Origin of the sequence: Streptomyces sp. NBC_01363, from assembly GCF_026340595.1 — a bacterium.
In the GTDB taxonomy this organism is placed as follows: domain Bacteria; phylum Actinomycetota; class Actinomycetes; order Streptomycetales; family Streptomycetaceae; genus Streptomyces.
This window is the reverse complement of the sequence record NZ_JAPEPF010000001.1, coordinates 1,927,518-1,953,374: the sequence shown is the minus strand read 5'-3', so window position 1 is coordinate 1,953,374 and position 25,857 is coordinate 1,927,518. Positions and strand designations below refer to the sequence as shown.

The following is a 25,857-nucleotide window of genomic DNA, read 5'->3' as shown; positions in this document are numbered from 1 at the left end:
GGACGCTTGGCTCGGACGGTCAGCTCGGGCCCGGGTTCTCCTCCTTCTCGTGCACGGGCTCCAGAGGCGGGGCGGCGATGCCGCAGTGCACCGTGCACTCGGGCCGCGCCTGCTCCTCCTCGTCGGCCGCGACCGGGGGTCTGCGTACCGTCGCCCAGGCGATCACCGCCCCCAGCACGAGCAGCCCGGCGCACATCGGCATGGCCCGGCGGAAGGTCACCGCGAACTGGTCGGGGTTCCGGTAGGCCTCCGGGCCCATTCCGGCGAGCAGCGGCAGCGCAGCCACCGCGATCAGCCCCGCGGCGCGGGCGGCCGCGTTGTTGATCCCGCTGGCCAGGCCGGCCCGTGCGGTGTCCACGGAGGCCAGGACGGTCGCGGTGAGCGGGGCGACCAGGGTGACGAGTCCGACGCCGAGGACGGCGACCGCGGGAAGCACATCGGTGAGGTAGCCGGAGACGGAGTTCGATCCGGGCCCGACCCGCAGCATCAGCAGCATTCCCGCAGCGGCGACCAGCGGGCCGACGGTGAGCGGGATACGGGGCCCGATGCGCTGCCCCAGTTCGCCCGAGGCGGCCGAGAAGAGCAGCATCAGGACCGTCGTCGGCAGTAGCGCCGTGCCCGCGCCGAGTGCCGAGTACCCGGCCACCACCTGGAGCTGGATCGCGGCGAGGAAGAAGTAGCCGCCGAGCGCCGCGTACACGCAGAGGGTGATGATGTTGACGACGGTGAACTGCCGGGACGCGAAGACGGAGGGCGGCAGCATCGGTTCCGCCCGGGTGCGCTCCACCTGCACGAAGACCGCCCCGAGCAGGACCCCGCCGACGGCCGCCCCGATCACCACGCCGGACGCCCCCTGCCCCGGCGCCTCGATCAGCGCGTAGGTCACCAGGGCGAGGGCGAGGGCCCCGAGCACGGCGCCCAGCACGTCGAAGCGCCCGTGTGCGTGCGGGTCGCGCGACTCCGGTACGTGGCGCAGCGCCACCGGCACGCAGACCACGGCGAGCGGCACGTTGAGCAGGAACACCCACCGCCAGCCCGGCCCGTCGACGAGCCATCCGCCGACGAACGGCCCGATCGCGGCCCCGACCCCGCCGAGCCCCGACCACAGCCCGACCGCGCGGGCCCGGTCGTCGGGGTGGAAGCTCGCCTGGATCAGGGCCAGCGAACCGGGCGTGAGGAGCGCCCCGCCGATGCCCTGGAGGGCGCGGGCGGCGATCAGGACGGCGGCGTTCGGCGCCAGGCCGCACAGCACGGACGCGGCGGCGAACCAGATGACGCCGACGACGAAGACCCTCCGCCGCCCGTACCGGTCGCCCAGGGCGCCGCCGAGGAGGATCAGCCCGGCGAGGGTCAGCATGTAGGCGGTGACGGTCCACTGGAGGGCGGCCAGGTCGGTGCCGAGGTCCTTGCCGATACGGGGCAGGGCGACGTTGATGACGGTGGAGTCCAGCATGGCCATGCTGGAGCCGAGGACGGTGGTGAGGACGACCCAGCGTCCGGTGGCGGAGGCGACGCGGATGGCTCCCGTCTCGGCTGCGTCAGGCATACGAGCAGCATCCCCGCTCCGTGCCGGAAGGGCCATCGGGCGGGGGCGCCCGGCCGGCGGGGTCAGCCCGTCAGGTCGACGGAGGGGCGGCTGTCGCCCGCACCGTTCCAGTCCACGGGGAAGCCGGCTCCGCGGAACGCCCGGACGACGAGTTCACCGGCGTGTTCCATCTTCCGGGTGCTGCCGTCCGGTGCGCCCCAGAACGCCAGGAGGAGATGTCCCGTCTTCCGGGCGCGTGCGGCGTCCTGGCGCGTGTAGTAGCAGAACCCGACGAGGCCGTCCGGGCCGCGGCCCCGTTCCCCGGCGGCCTCGGAGCAGTCGTCGAAGCCGTCGGACTGGGTGGTTCCGGCGTCGGCGAGGGCGACGAACCCCGCCGCGTCCAGCCCGGCCAGCACCTCACCGATCCGCTTCTTCGCCGCGCGCCATTCCGCCCGCGACAGCTTCCGCTCCGGCGCGGAACCCGGCTCGTCCGGTGCCGGCGGCCCGACTCCGGCGGCGGCCGCCAGGAGCGCGGCGACCTCCGGGGCCCAGGCGTTGACCGTGACGTGGTTGCCATGGCCGTCGGTGATGTCGGGGTCCGCCCCGCGGGCGATCAGCAGCTCGACGGCTTCGGGCGACTGCGAGAACTCGGCGGCGAGGTAGAGGGCGGTGCGCCCGTCACCGCCCGGATGCTCCACGGGCGCCCCGGCGTCCAGCAGCGCAGCGAGGACGGCAGCCGCACGGGCCGGGTCCGCCTCCGCTCCCGTCGCGGCCCGGTGCAGCAGGCTCCACCCCTGCTCATCGACCGCGGCGACATCGAATCCGGCGTCCAGGGCGGCCCGCACCGCGGCGAGGTCGCCGTCGCGCGCGGCTTCGAACACATCCATGGCGGCAGACCCTACGACGCCCGCGCCGTCACGGCACGTACGCCCCGGATCAGCGCATCCACCCCGGCCTCCGCCTTGGAGCGCGGGCACCCCACGTTCAGCCGCACGAAGCCCTCCGCCCCGTACACACCGCCCGGCATCACCGCGACCTTCTCCTGCTCGACCAGCACCCGCTGCAACGCCTCGTCGCCGTCGACGCCCGCGGGCCGCAGATCGATCCAGGCCAGATACCCGGCCTGCGGCGGCTGCCACCCCAGCTCCGGGAACGCCTCGTTCAACCGCTGCGCGACCAGCGCCAGATTCCCGGCGACATACCCCCGGAGCGCGTCCAGCCACGCCTCCGACTCCCGGTACGCGGCGATGTGCGCGGTCAGCGACAGCACCGCCGGGGAGGCGAGCCCCTCGGCCGTCTCCATCCGGCGCAGGAACTCCGCCCGGTCGGCCGGATCGCCGATCAGCCCGTACGAACCGGTCAGCGCCGGGAAGTTGAACGCCTTCGACGCGGAGGTGACCAGCGCCCAGCGCCCGTCGCCCGCGACCCGGGTCCACGGCACATGCGCATGCCCCTCGTGCACGAAGTCCGCGTGTATCTCGTCGCTGATCACCGCGACCCCGTACCGCGCGGCGAGCGACGCCATCTCGCCCAGCTCCGCCTCCGTCCACACCCGGCCCGTCGGATTGTGCGGCGAGCACAGGACCAGGACCTTGCTGTCGGGGCGGGCGAGCTCGCGTTCCAGCGCGGCCCGGTCCCCCACCGGCACGCCCCGCAACTCACGCCCGAGCCCGGTGATCGCCTTGCGGAAACCGTCGTAGGTGGGGGTGTGGACGACCACGCCCTCGCCCTGCGACGTCCACATCTGCAGCAGTTGCGAGAGCTGGCTGAGCACGGAGGGCCCGTACACCAGCTGCCCGGTGTCCACCTCCGTGCCGTGCCGGGTCGCGTACCAGTGGGCTACCGCCGAGCGGAAGTCGTCCTGCCGCCAGTCCGTGTAGCCGAACACTCCGTGGTCGAGACGGGAGCGCAGTGCGCTCAGCACCTGCGGGGCGGTCTCGAAGTCCATGTCGGAGATGGTGAACGGCAGCAGCCCGTCCACCCCGAACCGGTCCGCCACCCCGTCCCACTGGACGCACCAGGTGCCCCGGCGGTCGACGACGGTGTCGAAGTCATAGCGCGCAGTGGAACTCACAGCGACCCCTCATATATCGCTCGGAAGACGTCTCTCGGACATGCCGTGGGCCCGGCACCCCACGGGGTGCCGGGCCCACGACCACACTTCGTACCGGCCGCTACTTCAGCTTGGTGCCGGTGGAGCGCAGGTTGGCGCAGGCCTCCGTGACGCGCTTGGCCATGCCCGCCTCGGCGGACTTGCCCCAGCTGCGCGGGTCGTAGACCTTCTTGTTGCCGACCTCGCCGTCGACCTTCAGCACACCGTCGTAGTTGCGGAACATGTGGTCCACGATCGGGCGGGTGAAGGCGTACTGGGTGTCGGTGTCGAGGTTCATCTTCACGACGCCGTTCTCCAGCGCGGTGGCGATCTCCTGCTCGGTGGAGCCGGAGCCGCCGTGGAAGACGAAGTCGAACGGCGACTTCTTGCCGTACTTGGCGCCGACGCCCTCCTGGAGGTCCTTCAGCAGCTCGGGACGGAGCACGACGTTGCCCGGCTTGTAGACACCGTGGACGTTGCCGAAGGAGGCGGCCAGCAGGTAGCGGCCCTTCTCGCCCAGGCCGAGCGCCTCGGCGGTGCGCAGCGCGTCGTCGACGGTGGTGTACAGCTCGTCGTTGATCTCGTGCGTGACGCCGTCCTCCTCGCCGCCGGTCGGGGTGATCTCGACCTCAAGAATGATCTTGGCGGCGGCGGCCTTGGCCAGCAGCTCCTGGCCGATGGCCAGGTTGTCGGCCAGCGTCTCGGCCGAACCGTCCCACATGTGGCTCTGGAACAGCGGGTTCTCACCCCGGGCGACGCGCTCGGCGGAGATGTCGAGCAGCGGACGTACGTAACCGTCCAGCTTGTCCTTGGGGCAGTGGTCGGTGTGCAGCGCGACCGTGATGTCGTACTTGGCGGCGACGATGTGCGCGAACTCGGCCAGGGCGACGGCGCCGGTGACCATGTCCTTGTTGTACTGGCCGCCCAGGAATTCCGCCCCACCGGTGGAGATCTGGACGATGCCGTCGCTCTCCGCCTCCGCGAAGCCGCGCAGTGCAGCGTGCAGGGTCTGGGTCGACGTCACATTGATGGCCGGGTAGGCGAACTTGCCTGCCTTCGCCCGGTCGAGCATCTCGGCGTAGACCTCGGGGGTTGCGATGGGCATCTGACCGCTCCTTGGGATGTGCGGGTGTGCGTGCTGGTTCCCTGACCTGGGGGCGACGTCATCGTCGCCCCCATCTTCCCAGACTCTCGCTCCGGCTCCACCCGGCCCACCGCCCCAGCGCTCCGGTGCACGGAGCCCGGACCTGCGGAAGGGGTGGGCCGTTTCACGTGAAACGGCCCACCCCTGGAAGAAACCGCAGGTCGATCCGGTCGTCAGGCCAGATCGAGATCGGCCACCGAGTAGACGTGGACATACGGGAGACCGGCCTCGGCGATGGCCGGAGCCGCACCGCGCTCCACGATCACGGCCACGGCCACGACCTCGCCACCGGCCTCGCGCACCGCCTCGACGGCCGTCAGCGGCGAACCGCCGGTGGTCGAGGTGTCCTCGACCACCAGACAGCGGCGGCCCTTCACGTCCGTGCCCTCGATGCGGCGCTGCATCCCGTGCGCCTTCTGCGCCTTGCGGACGACGAACGCGTCCAGCTCCTGCCCACGCGCGGCGGAGGCGTGCAGCATCGAGGTGGCGACCGGGTCGGCGCCCAGCGTCAGCCCGCCCACGCAGTCGTAGTCCAGCTCGGCGGTCGCGTCGAGCATGACCTGACCGACCATCGGAGCGGCCTTGCCGTCCAGCGTGATGCGGCGCAGGTCGATGTACCAGTCGGCCTCAAGACCCGACGAGAGGGTCACTTTGCCGTGTACCACGGCCTTGTCCTTGATCTGCTGGAGCAGGTCAGCACGTACGTCAGTCATGGCTACGAGCTTAAGGCGCGCGTCTCGCATCAACTCGCGCCGACTCCCGAGCCGGGCCGGAGCCGAGTCGGGGCCGGGTCAGAGCCGGCGCCAGCTCCACGTCGTCGAGATCTCCAGCGGATCGATCGGGGTGACATAGCGGGGCGCGGTGTTCAGCCCGTTCGGCGGGCCGGACTGCGGCTCCACACAGACCGCCTCGTCCTGCTCGTCGTAGATCACGACCCACTCGTCCCGGCTCTTCACGGTCAGCTCCAGCTGCTCCGGCCAGGTGAGCGTCACCTCGACGCCGTCCGGCATCCCGAAGCAGTCGTCCCAGGGGCCGCCCAGGGGCGGGATGCGGCGGCCGGTCGGGAGATGGTCCTCGCCCCGCTCCTCCTGCCAGGCCGGGTCGAAGGCCAGCTGTGCGTCCTTGCCACCCCCGCCGAGGTTGCGCAGGAACCAGGGGTGCCAGCCGGCCTGCGCCGGGAACGAGTCCCCGTACGTCTCGATGCCGAAGGCGAGCGTGAGCGAATCCTCGGCCAGCTCGAAGGTCTGGGTCACCCGGCCCGGATACGGCCAGGGGTCGACGAGGTCGTAGTAGAACGACGCCTCCCGCTCGCCCAGCCGGGCGGTGTGCCAGGCGGTGTCCCGGCCGGTGCCGTGGATGGCGTGCGGCGGGGAGTTGAGCGGCAACCGGTGCGGAACGTCGCCGTTGTGGAACAGCCCGTTCCCGGTGCGCCCGCACCACGGCACCATCGGGAAGCAGCCGTACCGCTCCCCCTGCCGCAGCAGCTCGGTGCCACCGATCCGCAGACTGTCGATGCGACAGCCGTTGGCGGGATTCACGGTCAACTCTGCGTCGCCGACGGACAGCCGGACGTCCTTCTCGCTGCTACTCACCCGACCGAGATTACTGGCGCGGCCGCTACCGCCGCCGCCTCAGTGCCCGGCTCACCACCACGGCGGACGCCAGCGCGAGCGCGGCGGCCGGGGCGACCCAGCGGAGCGTGGCGCCCGCGGTGGTCGAATCGGGTGACGGGACGGGCGCGTACCGGCCGCGCGGCGGCGCGTGGTCGACCTCCTCGGCGCTGCGGCCGATCATGGTGCGCCTGGCGTGCGCGGCCTCCGCCGGGGGGCCTTCGGGGACGGTGAACTCCACCTCGGAGACCGGGTCGAGCGACGGCGGGGGCACGGGCGCGTCGAAGACGGAGCCGGTACCCGGCGGGTTCCCGGGCTCCTCCGGCTTCTCCGGCTCCCCGGCGGTGGGCTCCTCGGGCTTTCCCGCGCCTGCGGAGGGCGCCTCGTCGGCCGCCGCGTCATGAGTGGGCGGGGTGTCGTCGGCGACGCCGGTCGTGTCGGCCTCCTCGGCCGCCTCCTCGATGGCCTGCTCCACCGCTTCCCCGACGGACCGCTCGGCCTCCCCGAGCACCTCGCCGGTCTCCTCGCCCATCTCTTCGCCGGCCGCCAGCGTCTCCGTCACCAGCTGCTGGGCGAAGCGGTCCAGCAGCCGGCGGGCCGCCGCGAGCGCCGCCGCCGCGTCCAGCTCCAGCAGCCGGCCGTCACCGCTCGCCGTACCCGCGAACCCGATCGCCGTACCGCCGTCCCGCTCGGTCAGGCCGATGGTCAGGGTCAGCTTCACCGAGCCGCTTCCCCTGGCCTCGGAGCCCTCGCCGGTCACCAGGACCGCTTCCCCGCGCGCCCCCTCCGGGCCGTCCTGCGGCGCATCGGTCAGTCTCAGCGCGCCGCGGTACGTGATCGTGTGGCCGTCGACCCGGATCTTGAGCCGGCCGGACAGCGGGCCCGCGGACGCGTCGGCGTCCTGCTGAAGCCCCGGCACGCATCGCGCGACGCGGGCGGGGTCACCCAGCGTCCGCCGGAGGGACGGGACCGGAACCGGAACGAACACCTCATGCTCCATGGAAACCGAGCCTACTCAGCCCCGGCCGTCACGTCAGCGGTTCCGCCCCCGCGAGGCCACCGGGCACACGGGCCACGCCCCCGACCCCCCGGCCCTCCACACGGCAGAACCATCCCCGGCTACCGCGGCTCTCCGCGCACGGCAGAACCGCACCCGGCTCCCCGGCCCTCCGCAGACACATGAGAAAAGCCACGCCGCACTCACCGGTCCTCCCAGTACCGCGGATGCACCAGCGTCGACGGCGGCAGCCCCGCCGGCCGCGCCCGCTCCGCCTCCCGTCCCGCGTTCACCAGCGCGGGCTCCGTGATCGACCGCAGCGACGGCGCCCTCACGGCGAGACCGAGCTCCGGCCCCTTCCCCGGACCGGCGAGGACGAAGCCCCAGCCGTGCGCGGGGCGCGCCCGGTGCGTGGCCCGGTCGGGACCGGCCGCGGAATCCGAGAGCCGGCCGCTCATCCAGTACGGGCGGGTGTGCAGGCCCGCCGCCCGCATCGACGCCTCGACCGTCCAGAACGTACGTGGCCGGGAGACCGGCGGGCCCCCGTGCACCACCACCCGGCCGCCGGGCGCGAGTGCCTCGGCGACCAGCCCGTAGAACTCCGCCGAGTAGAGCTTCGTGCTGGTGGAGATCCCCGGATCGGGCAGATCGGAGATCACCACGTCATAGCGGCCGTGCGCCGCCCGCAGCCAGTTGAAGGCGTCCGCGGTGACCGCCGTGAGCCGCGGGTCGCGGAACGCGTGGCCGTTCAGCTCCGAGAGCGCCCGGTCGGTACGGGCCAACCGGGTGACGCCCTGGTCCAGCTCGACCACGGTGACGTCGCGTACGTCCGGATAGCGCAGCACCTCCCGGGCAGCGAGGCCGTCGCCGCCGCCCAGGATCAGGACGCGGGCGTGCGGCCCGTTCATCGCGGGGTGCACCAGCGCCTCGTGGTAGCGGTACTCGTCGCGCGCGCTGACCCGCAGCCGCCCGTCCAGATACAGATCCAGGGAGCTGCGGCCCGACCCGGTCAGCACCACCTCCTGCACCTCGGTCTGCATCGCGACCCGCACCCCGTCCCCGTACACCGCGCGCCGCGCCGCCCGCTCGAAGTCGTCGACCAGTGCGGTGGCGACGGCCAGCACGGCGATCACCGCCACGTTGAACAGGATCAACAGCCAGCGGGAGCGCGGGTTGAGATCCCGCCGGAACACGCACAGCACCAGCGCCCCGCCCGCCGCCGCGTTGACCGCGCCGGTGAACAGCGCCCCGGTGAGCTGTCCGAGCACCGGCAGCAGCAGGAAAGGAAACGCGAGGCCGCCGACCAGCGCGCCCACGTAGTCGGCGGCGAAGAGATCCGCGACGGCGCCGCCCGCGTCCTGCCGGTCGACGCGCTGGATCAAGGTCATCAGCAGCGGAATCTCCGCACCGATCAGGATGCCGATCGTGAGCGAGAACCCGACCAGGGCGTACCGCGACTCCCCGATCCAGGCGAACGACGCGTACAGCACGAGCGCCGAGGAACCGCCGACGAGCGCGAGGGCCGCCTCGATCAGCCCGAACCCCACTGCGGCATGGCTGCGTAAACGTTTCGCGAGAAGCGATCCGACACCCATCGCGAACACCATCACGGAGAGCACGACCGATGCCTGGGTGACGGAATCACCGATCAAATAGGAGGCGAGCGCCACCAGTTCGAGCTCGTACACCAGACCGCAGGCAGCACAGACGAAGACAGCGGCCAGCACGAGATACCGACCGGTCCTCGGCCGTACGGGAAGACACGCCGCGCCCCCTCGCAGCGACACCTGCTGGTCGATCATGATGCGAACGCTACGTCACGATCACATCGCAGCCTGTCACCCACAAGGGTGTAAGTGGTGTGCTCACAACGTAGTTGGCACTTCCCGGAGTGCCGTCGCCGGCATCCGCACTCCCACTCGGGTGCGCGTCACCACCAACTGCCCCTCCTGCGGGTACGCGTGCCAGGTGCGCCATCGCACCTGGCCCTCGGTCCGCTGGGCGAGCATGGCGGTGAAGGCGTGCGGGCTGCCGGGGAACGTCCCGGCGAGACCGTGGGGATGGTCGGCCACCAGCGCGAGGAGCTCCTGCGCGCGCCCCGCGAACGAGCCCTCCGAGAGCGTCTCGACGCGTGCCGCGAATTCGTACTCCCATTCCCCGAGCCGCTTGGAGACACCGAGCGGAAGCGGCGTACTGCTGCCGGGGATACAGGCGACGGTTTCGGAACAGGTGCCGCGGTCCTCTTCGAGGAGTACCTGGTGGGAGGCGCCGAGCAGGCGCATCTGCAGCCTGGCGCCCGCGAGATCGAGATCGAGCACGGCCAGGGCGGGGAGCGGCTCCCGCCCGAGCGCCCAGGCCAGGTCGGCAGCACGGGTGTCGGAATAAGCCGTCTGGAGGGTCGTGAGCATGAGTCGGCTCCGCAAGCAAGCGTGGACACATGGACAGGGGACGCCCCCGACGTGATGCACGTGGGAGGTGGGTAGCGCCCGATCAGGTCCAACTGGGGTCCGAGGGCTGAATTTTCTCTCAACCGAGGGAACCACGAATAAGTCGTATCCACAGGGTTTTTACCCAACTTGCCGTGGTTTCCATCCCCTCGGGGGCCTCTCGGATCACCTGTTCACCGGCAACTCGCAAAAAGCCCCAACAAATAGGTGCCCGGCGGGAGTTCACCCGCCGGGCACCTCCGGAACCAACTGTCCGGGTCAGCTGCCTCCGCCGCATCCGCCCCCGCCGCCGCACGAGGAGCCACCACCGCACGAGGAGTGACCACCGCCGCACGAATGACCTCCGGAGTGCCCACCGGAATGCCCGCTGCCGCTGCCGCAGGACGAACCGCCGCCGCCGTCACCCCCGGCCCACCAGCTGCCTCCCGCGGCGCTGCCCGCGGCCCCCCGCCGCGTGCCCCGCCTGCCCGCCTTCGACCGGTTCCCGGCTTTCACCAGGACCGAGACGAGCAGCACGATCAGACCGACCGCGATCACCACTCCGACAAGAACCTTCACCGACCTCACGTCCTTCCGTCCCCCGAAGCGAGGTCCCCCCGCTCCCGTGCGCTTCCTGCGTGTGTGGGGGATGCCCCCGCCCCCGAACCGCCAAAGCAGACTTGAGCAACTCCAGAGCTTCCGCGCAGGATGGCAGCCATGACACAGGGACGACCGCTGCTCAACCGCCGCCTCGCCGAGTTCGGTACGACGATCTTCGCGGAGATGTCGGCGCTCGCCGTACGGACCGGCTCCATCAACCTCGGCCAGGGCTTCCCCGACACCGACGGCCCCGAAGAGATCCGGGAGGCCGCGGTCCGGGCGCTGCGCGACGGCCACGGCAACCAGTACCCGCCGGGCCCCGGCGTCCCCGAACTGCGCACCGCGATCGCCGAGCACCAGCAGCGGCGCTACGGCCTCACCCACGACCCCGACACCGAGGTCCTGGTCACCGCCGGCGCCACCGAGGCCATCGCCGCCGCCATGCTCGCCCTGCTGGAGCCGGGCGACGAGGTCATCGCCTTCGAGCCGTACTACGACTCGTACGCCGCCTGCGTCGCCATGGCGGGCGGCGTCCGCGTCCCGCTGACCCTCCGCGCCCCGGACTTCCGCCCCGATCTCGACGCCCTCCGGGACGCGATCACTCCCCGCACCCGGCTGCTGCTGCTGAACAGCCCCCACAACCCGACGGGCATGGTCCTCACCCGCGAGGAGCTGACCGCCATCGCCGGACTGGCGGTGGAGCACGACCTCCTGGTGGTCACCGACGAGGTCTACGAGCACCTGGTCTTCGAGGGCGAACACATCCCGCTGATCTCCCTGCCCGGCATGCGCGAGCGCACGGTCTCGATCTCGTCCGCCGGCAAGACCTTCTCGTACACCGGCTGGAAGGTCGGCTGGGTCACTGCCGCCGCCCCGCTCCTCGCCGCCGTCCGGACGGCCAAGCAGTACCTGACCTACGTCAGCGCGGGCCCGTTCCAGTACGCGATCGCCGAAGCGCTGCGCCTCCCGGACGCGTACTTCGACAGCTTCCGCGCCGACCTCCGCCTCAAGCGCGACCTGCTCGGCGACGGCCTGCGGGCGGCCGGGTTCGAGGTCCACCGGCCCCAGGGCACGTACTTCATCACCACCGACATCACCCCGTTCGGCGAGAAGGACGCCTACGCCTTCTGCCGCGCGCTCCCCGAACGCTGCGGCGTCGTCGCCATCCCCAACTCCGTCTTCTACGACGACCCCGACGCCGGCCGCAGCCAGGTCCGCTTCACCTTCTGCAAGCGCGACGACGTCCTCCACGACGCGGTCGGCCGCCTGCGACGACTGGCGCCCTGAAACCGGCGCACCCCGGGGCTGCGGTCGCGAGGACCGCCGCCCCGGGGTGGGCTGTCACTGCCGTACGGGACTCAGGCGCCCGAAGGGGTCGGGTCCCCGCCGTCCGTCTGCTCCTCGGCCGGGGCCAGGCCCAGACGCTCCTGGAGCCACTTGTCGAACTCGATCGAGGCGCGCACCCAGCTGACCGTCGACGAGACGAAGTGCTCCAGGCTGACGCCCGTGCCGATGAGCATCTGCGCCTCACCGATCAGACGGACCGAGGTCTCGGTGTCCTCGGAGCCCTCCTCGGGCTCGTGGGTGTGCGTGTAGACCTTGGGCCACAGGGTGCGGCGGTTCCAGTCGTCGATCGCGTCGAGGAGGACCGGACGCTGGTCCGCGGCGTGCGGGCGGTCGTAGAACGTACGGACCGAGAAGACCTGCTGCTCGTCCTCGCCCCGGAACATGAAGTACGTGCGGAAGTCCTCCCACGGCGCCGCGAGGTCGCCCTCGTCGTCGAGGACGTACTTCAGCTCCATCTGTTCGAGAAGCTGCTTGACGAGGTCCTGGTCAGGGACAACGGGGCCCTCGGGTCCTGCCGCCTGCGGTTCGGGCTGGCCCCCGAAATTCGGAATCGAGGACGGATCGATAGACATCGCTGGGTACTCCTGTGGATCGCACGTGGTTTCCTGCCGACGACCCTAGCCGCGTTTCGCCGGACAGGCCTTACGCCCTCCGGGGAATCATCTCTGCGTCGGCTCCCCGCGCCCGTGTCCAGGCGGTGGCGGCAAGAATCGCGCACAGCACCCCGAGGAGTCCGGACGCGCCGATGGTGTTCGCCGACGAGCCGGACAGCTCCGTCGCCACACCCCCCACGGCGACACCGATCCCCTGCATGGCGGTCACCCCCGTCCTGGCGAGCCCCAGCGCCTGGCCACGCCGGTCGGCCGGGGTCAGGAGCACGAAGGTGGCCCCGGCGGTGATCTGGTAGGCGGAGCACACCCCGGCCACCAGCAGCAGGAACATGGCCGCGCCCACGCCGGGGTCGAGCCAGTAGGCGAGCAGCGGCAGATTCGCACCGATCGCCAATGGCCCGAGCAGGCGGCGCCGCGACTCGTCGCCGACCTTGGCCCGCCCCAACAGGGCCGCTCCCAGCACCATTCCCGCCGGATGCGAGGCGAGCAGGAGTCCCACCGAGGAGGCGCCACCGCCGGCTTCGTCCGCGAACGGGGCGGCCAGTCCTTCCGGCAGGACGACGAACCCCGCGAGCCACCCCAGCGCGAGCAGCGACCGAAGCCTGCGGTCCGACCAGATCAGCGCGGCGGCACCCCCGACCTGTGCGCCGAGCCGCGGCTTGCGGGCGCCGGCACTCGCCGCGGGACGGGCCTTCACGCCGAACCTGACCAGGGTCGCCGAGAGCAGGAAGGTCACCGCGTTCACGCCCAGGGAGAGGTTGCTGCCCAGCCACGCGGCCAGCAGACCGCCGCCGGCGAAGCCGGCCAGCTGTCCGACCTGGTTGGTGATCTGCATGACCCGTTGGCCGCGTTCGTACCGCTGCGTACCGAGCACGGTGGGCAGCAGTGCGCCCTGGGCGGCGCCGAAGGGTGCCTCGGCCAGCTGCGCGAGCACCAGCAGCCCGGCGAGCAGCGGCAAGGGCATCCCGGGCAGGGCCATCAGCCCGACCATCACCATCCGCACCAGGTCGCAGCTGATCATGACCGTACGCCGGGGGAACCGGTCCGCCAGGCCGGACAGGAGCACCCCGGACAGCAGAGCGGGCAAGGTGGTCAGCGCATACGTCGCCGCGGTCCATCCTGGCGAGTCGGTGCGTTCGAACACGAGCAACGACAGGGCCACGCGTGCCAGCTGGTCACCCAGGATCGACTGGGCATAAGCAGCCCAGAGCGCACGGAATTCGCCAAGGTGAAAGAGATTGTCAGATCTGGGCTTTTCAGGCCCCGGCTTTATCTCATCGCCCATCCGCTCGTTCATGCGGGCACGCTACCGACTGCCGAATTCGGCCCCCAACCCTGCTTGCGAGCAGGCCACGACGGACGCTCCGAGGTGTCCTGATTATTCGCGCACCGCCGGGCGGACACTGCCCGCACCCGAGCAGAAGTCCCTTGTCAGAGGCGGGTGATGCGGCCCGGGACGGCGCCGGGTCCGGAGATGCCACCCAGCGGTGCGGAGCGAGGCGTTTGGCGCAATATCGATGTTGAACAGTGGATCACCGATGACGGCGACCGTTTTCCCTTTCTCCCGAAATCACCGCAATCCCTCGCCCCTCGCACGGTGGCGCCGACGTGTCCCGGCCGGGACACACGCTCCTCCGCCCGCTGGTACGGACGGCCGGTCCCCGGCCGGGACCCATGGTCCTCCGGTCGGGGACCGGCCGTCCTCCGGCCGGGGACTCGGCATCGAAACAGGCCATGTGCCGCCTACAAGGTGCTGCCCGAGGTCGCGGGCCCGACGAGCAGGCCGTCCCCGACCCGGTCCACCCGGACGGTGTCCCCGTCCTTGACCTCGCCCGCGAGGATCTCCTTCGCCAGCCGGTCGCCGATCGCCGTCTGGATGAGGCGGCGCAGCGGCCGGGCCCCGTACGCCGGGTCGTTGCCCTCCTCGGCCAGCCAGGCCAGGGCGGCCGGGGTGACGTCGAGGGTGAGCTGCCGGTCCGCCAGACGCTTGGCGAGCCGGTCGATCTGGAGCCCCGCGATGTGGGCGAGCTCGTCGCCGGACAGCGCGGAGAAGACCACCAGGTCGTCGAGCCGGTTGAGGAACTCCGGCTTGAACGAGGCCCTCACGACCTCCAGGACCTGTGCCTTCTTCTCCTCGGGCTTGGTCAGCGGGTCGACCAGGAACTGGCTGCCGAGGTTGGAGGTCAGGATCAGGATGGTGTTGCGGAAGTCCACCGTCCGGCCCTGGCCGTCCGTGAGCCGGCCGTCGTCGAGTACCTGGAGCAGGATGTCGAAGACCTCGGGATGGGCCTTCTCGACCTCGTCCAGCAGCACGACGCTGTACGGGCGGCGGCGGACCGCCTCGGTGAGCTGGCCGCCCTCCTCGTAGCCGATGTATCCGGGCGGAGCGCCGACGAGCCGCGCCACGCTGTGTTTCTCGCCGTACTCGCTCATGTCGATGCGGACCATGGCCCGCTCGTCGTCGAACAGGAAGTCGGCGAGCGCCTTCGCCAGCTCCGTCTTGCCGACACCGGTCGGGCCGAGGAAGAGGAACGAGCCGGTGGGCCGGTCGGGGTCGGCGATACCGGCGCGCGTACGGCGCACCGCGTCCGACACCGCCCGCACGGCCTCGCCCTGCCCGATGAGGCGCTTGCCGAGCTCGTCCTCCATGCGCAGCAGCTTCTGGGTCTCGCCCTCCAGCAGGCGTCCGGCGGGGATGCCGGTCCAGGAGCCGACGACATCGGCGATGTCGTCCGGGCCGACCTCTTCCTTGACCATGGTGTCCTTGGCCGCCTCCCGCTCGGCCTCGCTCGCCTCCGCCAGCTCCCGCTCCAGGCCGGGGATCTCCCCGTAGAGCAGCTTGGAGGCGGTGTCGAAGTCGCCGTCGCGCTGGGCGCGTTCGGCCTGGCCGTGCAGTTCGTCGAGACGTTCCTTCAGCTCACCGACGCGGTTGAGGCCCTGCTTCTCCTTCTCCCAGCGGGCGTTGAGGCCGCGCAGCTCCTCCTCCTTGTCGGCGAGGTCGCGGCGCAGCTTCTCCAGGCGCTGCCGGGAGCCGGGGTCGGTCTCGTTCTTGAGGGCCAGCTCCTCCATGTGGAGGCGGTCGACGGCGCGCTGGAGCTCGTCGATCTCGACGGGCGAGGAGTCGATCTCCATGCGCAGCCGGGACGCCGCCTCGTCGACCAGGTCGATGGCCTTGTCGGGGAGGAAGCGGGAGGTGATGTAGCGGTCGGACAGGGTCGCCGCGGCCACCAGCGCGGAGTCCGCGATGGAGACCTTGTGGTGGGCCTCGTACCGGCCCTTGAGCCCGCGCAGGATCGCGATGGTGTCCTCGACGCTCGGCTCGGCCACCAGCACCTGCTGGAAGCGGCGCTCCAGGGCGGGGTCCTTCTCGATCCGCTCGCGGTACTCGTCGAGCGTCGTCGCGCCGACCATGCGGAGCTCGCCGCGGGCCAGCATCGGCTTGAGCATGTTGCCGGCGTCCATGGCGGAGTCGCCGCCGGCGCCCGCGCCCACGACGGTGTGCAGCTCGTCGATGAAGGTGATGATCTGCCCGTCGCTCTCCTTGATCTCGGAGAGGACGGTCTTCAGCCGCTCCTCGAACTCGCCGCGGTACTTGGCGCCCGCGACCATCGCACCGAGGTCGAGCGAGACGAGCCGCTTGTTCTTCAGGGACTCGGGGACGTCGCCCTTGACGATGCGCTGGGCGAGGCCCTCGACGACGGCCGTCTTGCCGACGCCGGGCTCGCCGATGAGCACGGGGTTGTTCTTGGTGCGGCGGGACAGCACCTGGACGACGCGGCGGATCTCCTGGTCGCGCCCGATGACCGGGTCGAGCTTGCCCTCGCGTGCGGCGGCGGTGAAGTCCGTACCGAACTTCTCCAGCGCCTTGTACTGGCCCTCCGGGTCGGGTGTGGTCACCCGTCGCCCTCCCCTGCTCTTCTCGAACGCGTCCAGCAGCTTCTTCGCACTGGCCCCCTGCCCACTGAGGATCTCACCGGCGCGGCCGCCCTCGGCGGCGATGCCGATCAGCAGGTGTTCGGTGGAGATGTAGTCGTCGCCGAGCTCCTTCGCGCGCTGCGCGGCATCGGCGATGACGGCGAGCAGCTCGCGGTTGGGCTGCGGCGGGGCGACGGTCGAGCCTGTGACGCTGGGCTGGGCGCCCAGGAGCCGCTCGGTCTCGGTGCGTACGGCGATCTGGTCGGCCTCGACGGCGGCGAGCAGATCGATGATGTTCTCGTTGTCCTCGCCCGCGAGCAGCGCGAGCAGCAGGTGCCCGGGGGTCAGATCGGGGTGCCCGTCCTTCACGGCCCTGCTGGTGGCCGCGTTGATGGCGTCCCGGCTCTTGTTGGTCAGCTCGGCGTCCACGTGCGCTTTCTCCTCCTTGCGGTGGCTGGCTCTCTCCACAACACTGACTTAGTCAACGTGCATAAAGTTGAGTCTATTCCACTCAAGGCGATGTTGAGTCCAATCCACTCAACTTGATGCCGGGAGCTGTCCGCGCCAGGAACTGCCCCTTGTTCCGCTGCTTCGAGTGAACCGGCCGCACCGGCCCGCCGCCACCGCAGCGGGGACCACGGCGGGGCCAGGCGCCGCGCCCGCGCTGCCTACGCTGTCCCCATGGCAGTCGACGTGACGAACCCCGGCCCCGAGTACCTCGCCTTCTGGCGCGCACGCCATGTGTGCACCCTGACCACGCCCCGCCCCGACGGCACACCTCACGTGGTGCCGGTGGGTGTCACGTACGACCCCGAGACGAGGCTGGCGCGGGTCATCACCGGCAAGAACACCCGGAAGGCCGCCAACGTCCTGGCCGCGGGCCCGGACGGCGCACGGGTCGCCGTCTGCCAGATCGACGGGCGCCGCTGGGCGACGCTGGAGGGGCGCGCGACGGTGCGCACGGAACCCGAGGCGGTGGCCGACGCCGTACGCCGTTACGCAGAACGCTACGAGCGCACGCCGAAGCCCAACCCGGACCGGATCGTCATCGAGATCGCCGTGGACCGGGCGCTCGGCAGGGCCTGACCGGCCCGCGGACCGCGGACCGCGCCCGGCGGGGCGGGCGCGGCCGGGAAAAGCACAACGGCGCCATCGTGTTCAGGTCACGATGGCGCCGTTGTGTGGGGGAGTGACTGAGCGACATGGAACGACGGGGGATCGCTCAGGCACTGCGGGGGGTGGCGGAAATAGTCTCTGGCTCGAACAGCTGGTGGTCCCGCCGGTCGAGGTTGACGAAGATCATGTCGTACCGAATCGCACAGCGAACGGGCTGCGGGGCTCCACGCGGCTTGCGGAGGCAACGGTAGGCACGTACTTCGTCGTCTTCTTCGCGTGCGACAACGATGGGGTCGCCGAACAGAGTGACCATCAACGAGTCGCCACAGTGGGGGATGGCAGTGACGAGATCGATGAAATGCCAGCCCGATCGGTAGGCCGTGGCCATCTCTCGCCGGAAGGTCCGGTCGTCCGGCGGGATGGTCATGCGCCCGATTGGGTCGGTGCGACGACCCAGCTGATCTCGTCGGACGCGACCGACGTCCCGGAGAGCCAGCTGATCTCGCCGGCAGGGCCCGCGGCCTCGACGCTCCAGCTGATCTCGCCCGGCCCGGCGCCCGCTTCGGTACTCCAGCTGATTTCGCCGCCGTCCTTGGCGGCCCCCGAACCCCAGCTGATCTCATCGCTTCCCAGTACGCCGAAGCCCAGGGCCGCGACGAATGAGACGGCAAGCGCCGAGCGAAGCAATCGCTTATACATAGTCGGCTTCGTCCTCACTTGTGGATTCTTCTCCCCCGCACCTAAGACGATGTCTCACCTGGGCACACGAACACCACCGAGTCGATGCATCATGTTCCTGCATGTTCAGGAACCTGGGGGGTGGAGATATGACCACAAGCAACGCAAAAGGTACGCATCCTCACGGGATCACCGAACTATGCGAAGACGGAGGACGTCTCTACGCCAGTGCGCTGCGCTCCGGCCGGATATCGCGGGCCGAGGTGGCCACCGCGCCCTGTCTGATGGACTTCGCCCTGCTGCACCCCGACCCCGACGACGCCGAGTGGCTCCGCCCCGTCCCGCCGTCCGCGGCGCTGGCACAGCGGTTGAACCCCATCGAACGCGAGATCCAGGAACGCAGAAGACTGTCCCTGGAATTGGCCGAATCGTTCGAGCCCTTCATGGACATCAGCGCCCAGGATCCCCCCATCACCCACGCCATCACGGTGCTGGAGGGCAGCAACCGCATCAACGCGGCCCTCGACCTCGCCACCGCCGAGTGCCGCACCGAGGTACTCACGGTCCAGCCGGGCGGCGACCGGGGCGAGGACCGCCTCCGGGAGGGCCTGGAGCGCGCACTGCTGGTGGTCGACCGCGGGGTGGGCATGCGCACCCTCTACCAGCACACCGTCCGGCACAGCCAGGGCACGCGGGCCTACGCGGAGCGCCTGGCCGACGGCAAGGTCGAGATCCGCACGCTGGAAGAGCTCATCTCGCGCCTGATCGTCTTCGACCGGGCCGTCGCGTTCATCCCGGCCAGCGACGACGACCAGGTCGCCCTCGAACTGCGCCACCCTGGACTGGTCGAGTACCTGATCAAGGTCTTCGAACAGCTGTGGAACCGTGCGTCCCCCCTCCTGGAAGAGCTCCCGTACGACCCTGCTCCCCAAGGCATCAGCGGAGTTCAGCGCTCCATCGCCCAACTCCTCGTAGAAGGCCATGTGGACGACTCGATCGCCCGCCGCCTCGGCATGAACGTCCGCACCTGCCGGGCACACGTGGCCAAGCTGTCCGCCGTCCTGGGCAGTACGAGCCGCGCCCAGCTCGGCTATCTGATCGCCCAGTCAAGGATCCTCGACCAGGATTCCTGACCGGCCGTCACCTCGTGCCCCGCTCTCGGCGGAGTACGTGGTCGTACGACGGGTGGGCGTGGCCACGCTCCGGACGAGTCGGTGGTCGCCGGTTCCTCCGGCACCCCACTCTGCCCAGCCCTTAGGCTTCCACCACCGTCATCTTGCTGCACTGCCGAAAGCGGGGGGTCACCAATGGGCAGGGATGAAGACACAACGGCCCATGCGCACGGGGGACGTGAGCTGTGTGATGCGGCCGTCAGGATCTACACAGAGGCTCTGAGCGCGGGGCGGATCCCCCGGGCCGCCCTCGAACCCGCTCCCTGCCTCACCGAGTTGACGCTGGTCCACCCCGACCCGCACGACAGCGCCTGGATGCGCCCGGTACCACCGTCGGCCGCCCTGGCCCACCTGCTGCAGCCCGTCATACGGGAGGTCCACGAGCGCATCACGCTCTCCGTGGCACTGGCCGACTCGTTGGCCCCACTGGCCTCCGTCGCCAGCACCGATCCCAACCTCGCGATCACCGTCCTCGAAGGCTTCCCGCTCATCGACGGAACCATCCACAACGCCCTGAGCGACGCACGGGAAGAGGTCCTGACCCTCCAGCCCGGCAGCACCCGGCCGGCAGAACAGCTCAGGAAGGGACTGGACCGCGCCCTGTCGATGGTGGAGCGGGGCGTCAAGGTCCGCCACATCTACCAGCATCCGGCGCGCTACAACCCGGCTCTCAAGGCCTATCTGGACGAGCTGCCACTCGGCCGCATCCAGGTCCGCACCATCGAGCAGACGGTCGATCGACTGCTCATCTTCGACCGCACCGTGGCCTTCATCCCCGCCAACGCCGAGCGCGACGTGGCCCTGGAGATCCGCCACCCCGCGCTCGTCCGCTATCTGATCCAGGTGTACGAGGTCCTGTGGGCCCAGGCCACCCCGCTCACGGAACCCCTGCAAGCGGCCCCGTCGAGCACCTCCGTCACAGCGGCCCAGATGCGTATCGCCCGCCTGCTCGCCGAGGGAGACGCCGACCAGGCGGTGGCCCACAAGCTCGGCATCAGCGTCCGCACCTGCCGTGCCCACATCTCCAAGCTCATGCAGACGCTCGGCGCCACCAGTCGAACCCACCTCGGGGCCCTCCTCGTCCGCTCCGGGATCACCGAGATCGATCCGCCGCGCGCGTAGACCCCTTCCTTTCTCCGGCCGTTCCTCGCCGAAAGGCCGGGGAGCCGACCTGTAAGTCGGCTCTCCGGCCCTTCGTCGCGCGGGTGGGCGGTCCACCGGGGCGCAGCCGCGCCCGGCCCGGACCTCCCCCGCTCAGTCCTTCGGACGCTTCGGGCGCCAGACCACCAACGCGCTGGTCTGCTGCACGTCCTGATACGGCACCAGATCGCGCCGGTACGAGGCGTGGACCTGGGCCTCGCGCTGCTGCATCGCCTGTGCCGCGCCGTCCACGGCCGCCGAGAGCTCGGCGACGCGCTGCTGGAGCGCGGCGACCTGGTTCTCCAGCTCGATGATGCGCTTGATGCCGGCGAGGTTGATGCCCTCGTCCTGCGACAGCTGCTGCACGGTGCGCAGCAGCTCGATGTCGCGGGCCGAGTAGCGCCTGCCGCGCCCGGCCGTGCGGTCGGGCGAGACCAGCCCGAGACGGTCGTACTGGCGCAGCGTCTGCGGATGCAGGCCCGAGAGCTGGGCCGCGATCGAGATCACGTACACCGGCGATTCATCGGTCAGTTCGTACGGATTACGTCGTCGGCCGTCCACCTCAAGCTCCCTTCGCCGCCTGGAACAGTTCCGCCCGCGGGTCATGGCCCGCGGTCGCCTTCCGGTAGGCCTCCAGCGCGTCCCTGGCCTCGTTGCCGAGGTCCTTGGGCACCGCCACCTCGACGGTGACCAGCAGGTCGCCCCGGGTGCCGTCCTTGCGTACGGCGCCCTTGCCGCGGGCGCGCATCGTGCGCCCGTTGGGGGTGCCGGCGGGCAGTTTCAGGGTGACCGGCGGGCCGCCGAGCGTGGGCACCTTCACCTCGCCGCCGAGCGCCGCCTCCGTGAAGTCGACGGGCACGGTGACCGTGAGGTTGTCGCCCTTGCGGCCGAAGACCGGGTGGGCGCCGACGTGGACCACGACGTACAGATCACCGGCCGGTCCACCGCGCTCGCCCGGACCGCCCTTGCCGCGCAGCCGGATCCGCTGGCCGTCCGAGACGCCCGCCGGAATCCTGACCTGCATGGTCCGGGAGGACTTGGCCCGTCCGCTGCCCTTGCAGACGTCGCAGGGATCCTGGGCGATGAGGCCCCGGCCCTTGCAGTCCACGCAGGGGTCGGTGAGCGAGAAGCCGCCGCCGGTGCCGCGCGAGACCTGGCCGGTGCCGAGACAGGTCGGGCAGACCCTGGGGGTGCCGTTCTTGTCACCGGTGCCGGAACACGCCTTGCAGGGCGCCTGGCTGGACATCCGCAACGGGACCGTGGCCCCGTCGACCGCCTCGGTGAAGCTGAGCGTCACCTCGGACTCGATGTCCTGGCCGCGGCGCGGCTGCACCCGGGTCCCCGTGCCGCCCCGGTTGAACAGGCCGCCGAAGACATCGCCCAGACCGCCGCCGCCGAAACCGCCGGCGCCGCCGCCCTGGCCCCCGCCCTGGGTGCCTCCGAAGAGGTCGCCGAGGTCGAAGTTGAAGTTGCCTCCCGCTCCTCCGGGCCCGGCCCTGAAGCCGCCGTTGCCGAAGAGGGCGCGTGCCTCGTCGTACTCCTTGCGCTTCTTGCTGTCGCCGAGGATGTCGTTCGCCTCGGAGATCTCCTTGAAGCGCTCCTCCGCCTTGTCGTCGCCCTTGTTGGCGTCCGGGTGGAACTCGCGGGCGAGCTTCCGGTACGCCTTCTTGATCTCGGCGTCGGTGGCGTCCTTGGGGACGCCGAGGACCTTGTAGTAGTCCTTCTCGACGAAGTCCTTCGTGCTCATCGACGTCCCTCCTTCCGGACGATCGGCCATGCGACCGGCCCGTGGGCCGGTCGCATGGCCGGGCGGTGGGCCGCGAGGTGGTCAGACGGGATGTCAGACCTCCTCGGTGCCACCGCTCTCCTCGTCGGTTGCCTTCTCTTCCTTGGCTGCGGCCGGCGTCGCCCCCGGCTGGGGTTCGGCCACCGCCACCCGCGCGGGGCGGATGGTGCGCTCGCCGATCCGATACCCCGGCTGCAGGATCGCCACGCAGGTCGTCTCGGTGACATCCGGCGCGTACGAGTGCATCAGGGCTTCGTGGATCGTCGGGTCGAAGGGCTCGCCCTCCTTGCCGAACTGCTGCAGGCCCAGCTTGGCGACGACCGTCTCAAGAGACTCGGCCACCGACTTGAACCCGCCCACGAGCTCGCCGTGATCCCGGGCGCGGCCGACGTCGTCGAGCACGGGCAGGAGCTCGGACAGGAGACCCGCAACAGCGATCTCCTTGACCGTGGCCCGGTCCCGCTCGACGCGGCGGCGGTAGTTCTGGTACTCGGCCTGAAGCCGCTGGAGGTCGCCCGTGCGCTCGTTGAGCGCGGTGCGGACCTGGTCCAGCTGGGCCGTCAGGCCGACTGTCTGCACTCCGTCCCCGGCCGGGGCCGCCCCCTCCTCCGAAGAGGAAGAGGCGTCCTTCGGCTCGGCTCCGTCAGGGGTGGCGCCGGAGGGGACGTCGGGCTTCTCCTCGAAGCCCGGGGTCTCCTCGGTCACACCGCACCGCCCTTGGCGTCCTTCTCGTCGTCCACGATCTCGGCGTCGACGACATCGTCGTCGGCCTTGGCCTGCTGGGCGCCCGGCTGCGGGTCACCCTGCGGGCCGCCGTCGGCCTGGGCGTTGGCGTACATCGCCTGGCCGAGCTTCTGCGAGACGGCCGCGACCTTCTCGGTGGCGGTACGGATCTCGGCGGTGTCCTCGCCCTTGAGCTTCTCCTTCAGCTCGGTGAGCGCGGTCTCCACCTCCGTCTTCACGTCACCGGGGACCTTGTCCTCGTTGTCCTTGAGGAACTTCTCCGTCTGGTAGACGAGCTGCTCGCCCTGGTTGCGCGACTCGGCGGCCTCGCGGCGGCGGTGGTCCTCCTCCGCGTACTGCTCGGCCTCCTCACGCATCCGGTTGACCTCGTCCTTCGGCAGCGAGGAGCCGCCGGTGACGGTCATCTTCTGCTCCTTGCCGGTGCCGAGGTCCTTGGCGGCGACGTGCATGATGCCGTTCGCGTCGATGTCGAACGCGACCTCGATCTGCGGGACGCCACGCGGGGCCGGCGGCAGGCCGGTCAGCTCGAACATGCCGAGCTTCTTGTTGTACGCCGCGATCTCGCGCTCGCCCTGGTAGACCTGGATCTGCACGGACGGCTGGTTGTCCTCGGCCGTCGTGAAGATCTCGGAGCGCTTGGTCGGGATCGTGGTGTTGCGCTCGATGAGCTTCGTCATGATGCCGCCCTTGGTCTCGATGCCGAGGGACAGCGGGGTGACGTCGAGGAGCAGGACGTCCTTGACCTCGCCCTTGAGGACACCGGCCTGGAGCGAGGCGCCGATGGCGACGACCTCGTCCGGGTTCACACCCTTGTTGGCCTCCTGGCCACCGGTCAGCTCCTTGACGAGCTCGGCGACAGCCGGCATACGGGTGGAGCCACCGACGAGAACGACGTGGTCGATCTCGGAGAGCTGGATGCCCGCGTCCTTGATGACGTTGTGGAACGGGCTCTTGCAGCGGTCCAGGAGGTCGGCCGTGAGCTGCTGGAACTGCGAGCGCGTGAGCTTCTCGTCCAGGTGCAGCGGGCCCTCGGCGGACGCCGTGATGTAGGGCAGGTTGATCGTGGTCTCGGTCGAGGACGAGAGCTCGATCTTCGCCTTCTCCGCAGCCTCGCGCAGACGCTGGAGAGCCATCTTGTCCTTGGACAGGTCCACGCCGTGACCGTTGGCGAACTGCTTCACCAGGTAGTCGACGACGCGCTGGTCCCAGTCGTCACCACCGAGGTGGTTGTCACCGTTGGTGGCCTTCACCTCGACGACGCCGTCGCCGATCTCCAGGAGCGACACGTCGAAGGTGCCGCCACCGAGGTCGAAGACGAGGATCGTCTGGTCGTCCTTGTCGAGCCCGTACGCCAGCGCGGCGGCGGTCGGCTCGTTGACGATACGCAGGACGTTCAGACCCGCGATCTCGCCGGCCTCCTTCGTCGCCTGACGCTCCGAGTCGTTGAAGTACGCGGGGACGGTGATGACCGCGTCGGTCACCTTCTCGCCCAGGTACGACTCGGCGTCACGCTTCAGCTTCTGCAGGATGAAGGCGCTCATCTGCTGCGGGTTGAAGCTCTTGCCGTCCAGGTCGATCTTCCAGTCAGTGCCCATGTGGCGCTTGACGGAGCGGATGGTCCTGTCGACGTTGGTCACTGCCTGGCGCTTGGCGACCTCGCCGACCAGCACCTCGCCGTTCTTCGCGAAGGCGACGACGGACGGCGTGGTCCTGGCGCCCTCTGCGTTGGTGATGACGGTGGGCTCGCCGCCTTCGAGAACGCTGACGACGGAGTTAGTCGTGCCCAGGTCGATGCCGACCGCACGTGCCATTTCAATTCCTCCAGCTTGACTACTTGAGTGGATCTGACTCAAGGATGCATGACAACCGCCCCACTGTCAACAGACTTGAGTCGAAGAGGCTCAACTATCGTGCACGCACCCCGCGCCAACTGGGGATTCTCGACCTTACGACCGAGACGCGACTCCGCCCATGAGGCACCCGCGGGGCGCGAACGGGGCACGCACCGGCCGATCGCACGCGACACTCCCCCGACCCCCTGGCGGCGCAACCCCTCCCCATCATCGCTCCATGGGATCGTTCTGTCACAAAATGCCGCGAGTCACGCAAAACCGGCACTCGAATCGCCGCGAACCCAGGCAGGTGCGAACGATGCAGACGCAGAGGCAGAGGCAAAGGCAGAGGGCAGTACGCGCGCGGGCACGGCGGACACGGACATGGACACAAACATGGACGCGCACGCGGACGCGGACGCGGCAATGGGAGCGGCACTGGGAGCGGCCGTCGGCCAAGCGCGTACTGGACCTGGCCCTCGGCTCGGCCCTCCTGGCCCTGGCGGCCCCCCTGCTCACCGCGGGCACCCTCGCCCTGGCGGCGCGGCGACTCCCCGGCGGCGTACTGACCCGCTCACCCCGGGTCGGCCTGGACGGCCGTGTCTTCGTACTGCGCTCGCTGCGCACCCGGCGACTGCGGCTGGACCTGCTCTCCAGGCTGCCGCACGTCGTACGGGGAGACCTCTCACTGGTCGGCCCGGAACCCCTGGCGCCGGACGAGGAGGACGGCCCCCGCGTCCAGGGCGGAACCCGCACCCCGGGCTCCGGCACCTCCCCCGCCGCGAGACACTGGCGGCAGGAACTGAAGCCGGGCCTCACCGGCCTGGCGCAGGTGCACTCCCGCTCCGGGATGCCGTGGGACGAGCCGGCCCTGCTGGACCAGCACTACGCCGAGCATCAATGGGTGGGGCTGGACCTGGCCATCCTGGTGAGGGCCGCACACACCCCGCTGCGCCGGGCGGCCCGAGGGCTCACCCGACCCGGCAAGGGGCACCTGAGCGACACAGATCACCGCCTGCCCGGCTACAGCACGGCAGAAGAAGTGGGTAGTGTCAGCACAGACTGATTAAGTTACTGCTTAGTAATCACAGATAATCACCAGTACTCGCTCATTGACGCTGG

The 25,857-nt window shown here is 70.5% G+C and carries 23 protein-coding genes; 5 read left to right on the top strand and 18 right to left on the bottom strand.

Annotated features, from left to right (window positions below; all coding sequences use genetic code 11):
* Positions 1-19: 19 nt before the first annotated feature.
* From OG611_RS09220 to OG611_RS09180, 9 genes are all read right to left on the bottom strand, one after another.
* A complete protein-coding gene (locus tag OG611_RS09220) occupies positions 20-1,546 on the bottom strand; it encodes an MFS transporter (protein WP_266417357.1) in 1,527 nt (508 codons plus the stop codon).
* Positions 1,547-1,608: 62 nt separating this feature from the next.
* Positions 1,609-2,412: an ankyrin repeat domain-containing protein gene (locus tag OG611_RS09215; protein WP_266417355.1), complete on the bottom strand. Its 804-nt coding sequence runs from the start codon at positions 2,410-2,412 to the stop codon at positions 1,609-1,611.
* Positions 2,413-2,423: 11 nt separating this feature from the next.
* Positions 2,424-3,599 carry a MalY/PatB family protein gene (locus OG611_RS09210; RefSeq protein WP_266417352.1) on the bottom strand — a complete coding sequence of 392 codons (1,176 nt, stop codon included), beginning with the start codon at positions 3,597-3,599 and terminating at the stop codon, positions 2,424-2,426.
* A gap of 100 nt (positions 3,600-3,699) precedes the next feature.
* Positions 3,700-4,722: a class II fructose-bisphosphate aldolase gene (gene fbaA, locus OG611_RS09205; RefSeq protein WP_266417350.1), complete on the bottom strand. Its 1,023-nt coding sequence runs from the start codon at positions 4,720-4,722 to the stop codon at positions 3,700-3,702.
* A 212-nt stretch (positions 4,723-4,934) separates the two neighbouring features.
* Entirely contained in the window at positions 4,935-5,474 is a 540-nt protein-coding gene (gene pyrE / locus OG611_RS09200) for an orotate phosphoribosyltransferase (RefSeq protein ID WP_266417348.1), read from the bottom strand.
* Positions 5,475-5,552: 78 nt separating this feature from the next.
* Positions 5,553-6,353, bottom strand: coding sequence for an aldose 1-epimerase (locus tag OG611_RS09195; RefSeq protein WP_266417345.1), 801 nt, complete (start codon positions 6,351-6,353; stop codon positions 5,553-5,555).
* A 25-nt stretch (positions 6,354-6,378) separates the two neighbouring features.
* Positions 6,379-7,371 carry an SRPBCC domain-containing protein gene (locus OG611_RS09190; RefSeq protein WP_266417342.1) on the bottom strand — a complete coding sequence of 331 codons (993 nt, stop codon included), beginning with the start codon at positions 7,369-7,371 and terminating at the stop codon, positions 6,379-6,381.
* 200 nt (positions 7,372-7,571) lie between these two features.
* Positions 7,572-9,170: a polyamine aminopropyltransferase gene (locus tag OG611_RS09185; protein WP_266417340.1), complete on the bottom strand. Its 1,599-nt coding sequence runs from the start codon at positions 9,168-9,170 to the stop codon at positions 7,572-7,574.
* Positions 9,171-9,233: 63 nt separating this feature from the next.
* The gene (locus tag OG611_RS09180) at positions 9,234-9,776 is read right to left on the bottom strand and encodes a DUF2617 family protein (protein ID WP_266417337.1); all 543 of its coding nucleotides are present in this window, start codon (positions 9,774-9,776) and stop codon (positions 9,234-9,236) included.
* Between the two features lie 726 nt (positions 9,777-10,502).
* Between OG611_RS09180 and OG611_RS09175 the strand changes: the two genes are divergently transcribed.
* Positions 10,503-11,681 carry a pyridoxal phosphate-dependent aminotransferase gene (locus tag OG611_RS09175; RefSeq protein ID WP_266417335.1) on the top strand — a complete coding sequence of 393 codons (1,179 nt, stop codon included), beginning with the start codon at positions 10,503-10,505 and terminating at the stop codon, positions 11,679-11,681.
* A gap of 71 nt (positions 11,682-11,752) precedes the next feature.
* Here the strand turns inward: OG611_RS09175 and OG611_RS09170 are convergent, their stop codons facing one another.
* From OG611_RS09170 to clpB, 3 genes are all read right to left on the bottom strand, one after another.
* Positions 11,753-12,313 carry a YbjN domain-containing protein gene (locus tag OG611_RS09170; RefSeq protein WP_266417332.1) on the bottom strand — a complete coding sequence of 187 codons (561 nt, stop codon included), beginning with the start codon at positions 12,311-12,313 and terminating at the stop codon, positions 11,753-11,755.
* A gap of 70 nt (positions 12,314-12,383) precedes the next feature.
* On the bottom strand, positions 12,384-13,649 hold the full coding sequence (locus tag OG611_RS09165) for an MFS transporter (RefSeq protein ID WP_266417329.1): 1,266 nt from the start codon (positions 13,647-13,649) through the stop codon (positions 12,384-12,386).
* A gap of 446 nt (positions 13,650-14,095) precedes the next feature.
* Complete coding sequence (gene clpB / locus OG611_RS09160; RefSeq protein WP_266417327.1) at positions 14,096-16,696, bottom strand: ATP-dependent chaperone ClpB; 2,601 nt, start codon at positions 16,694-16,696, stop codon at positions 14,096-14,098.
* A gap of 252 nt (positions 16,697-16,948) precedes the next feature.
* Between clpB and OG611_RS09155 the strand changes: the two genes are divergently transcribed.
* Complete coding sequence (locus tag OG611_RS09155) at positions 16,949-17,353, top strand: pyridoxamine 5'-phosphate oxidase family protein (protein WP_266417325.1); 405 nt, start codon at positions 16,949-16,951, stop codon at positions 17,351-17,353.
* Between the two features lie 136 nt (positions 17,354-17,489).
* Here OG611_RS09155 and OG611_RS09150 read toward each other — a convergent pair whose 3' ends face one another.
* Positions 17,490-17,810: a (2Fe-2S)-binding protein gene (locus OG611_RS09150; protein ID WP_072487853.1), complete on the bottom strand. Its 321-nt coding sequence runs from the start codon at positions 17,808-17,810 to the stop codon at positions 17,490-17,492.
* Positions 17,807-18,082, bottom strand: coding sequence for a hypothetical protein (locus tag OG611_RS09145; protein ID WP_266417322.1), 276 nt, complete (start codon positions 18,080-18,082; stop codon positions 17,807-17,809). The genes OG611_RS09150 and OG611_RS09145 overlap by 4 nt, the downstream gene beginning before the upstream one ends.
* Positions 18,083-18,210: 128 nt before the next feature.
* Between OG611_RS09145 and OG611_RS09140 the strand changes: the two genes are divergently transcribed.
* Positions 18,211-19,194, top strand: coding sequence for a helix-turn-helix transcriptional regulator (locus OG611_RS09140; protein WP_266417319.1), 984 nt, complete (start codon positions 18,211-18,213; stop codon positions 19,192-19,194).
* Positions 19,195-19,368: 174 nt separating this feature from the next.
* A complete protein-coding gene (locus OG611_RS09135; RefSeq protein WP_266417317.1) occupies positions 19,369-20,355 on the top strand; it encodes a LuxR C-terminal-related transcriptional regulator in 987 nt (328 codons plus the stop codon).
* A 132-nt stretch (positions 20,356-20,487) separates the two neighbouring features.
* Here the strand turns inward: OG611_RS09135 and OG611_RS09130 are convergent, their stop codons facing one another.
* The 4 genes from OG611_RS09130 to dnaK all read right to left on the bottom strand — a co-directional run bounded on the left by OG611_RS09130 (position 20,488) and on the right by dnaK (position 24,714).
* Positions 20,488-20,934 (bottom strand): heat shock protein transcriptional repressor HspR, encoded by a 447-nt coding sequence (locus tag OG611_RS09130; RefSeq protein WP_072487850.1) that lies wholly within the window; start codon positions 20,932-20,934, stop codon positions 20,488-20,490.
* Position 20,935: 1 nt separating this feature from the next.
* A complete protein-coding gene (gene dnaJ, locus OG611_RS09125; protein WP_266417313.1) occupies positions 20,936-22,120 on the bottom strand; it encodes a molecular chaperone DnaJ in 1,185 nt (394 codons plus the stop codon).
* 93 nt (positions 22,121-22,213) lie between these two features.
* Positions 22,214-22,864 (bottom strand): nucleotide exchange factor GrpE, encoded by a 651-nt coding sequence (gene grpE / locus OG611_RS09120; protein WP_266417311.1) that lies wholly within the window; start codon positions 22,862-22,864, stop codon positions 22,214-22,216.
* Positions 22,861-24,714 carry a molecular chaperone DnaK gene (gene dnaK, locus OG611_RS09115; RefSeq protein WP_266417309.1) on the bottom strand — a complete coding sequence of 618 codons (1,854 nt, stop codon included), beginning with the start codon at positions 24,712-24,714 and terminating at the stop codon, positions 22,861-22,863. The genes grpE and dnaK overlap by 4 nt, the downstream gene beginning before the upstream one ends.
* A gap of 340 nt (positions 24,715-25,054) precedes the next feature.
* Here dnaK and OG611_RS09110 point away from each other — a divergent pair, with 340 nt between their 5' ends.
* Positions 25,055-25,801, top strand: coding sequence for a sugar transferase (locus OG611_RS09110; RefSeq protein ID WP_266417307.1), 747 nt, complete (start codon positions 25,055-25,057; stop codon positions 25,799-25,801).
* Positions 25,802-25,857: the final 56 nt, after the last annotated feature.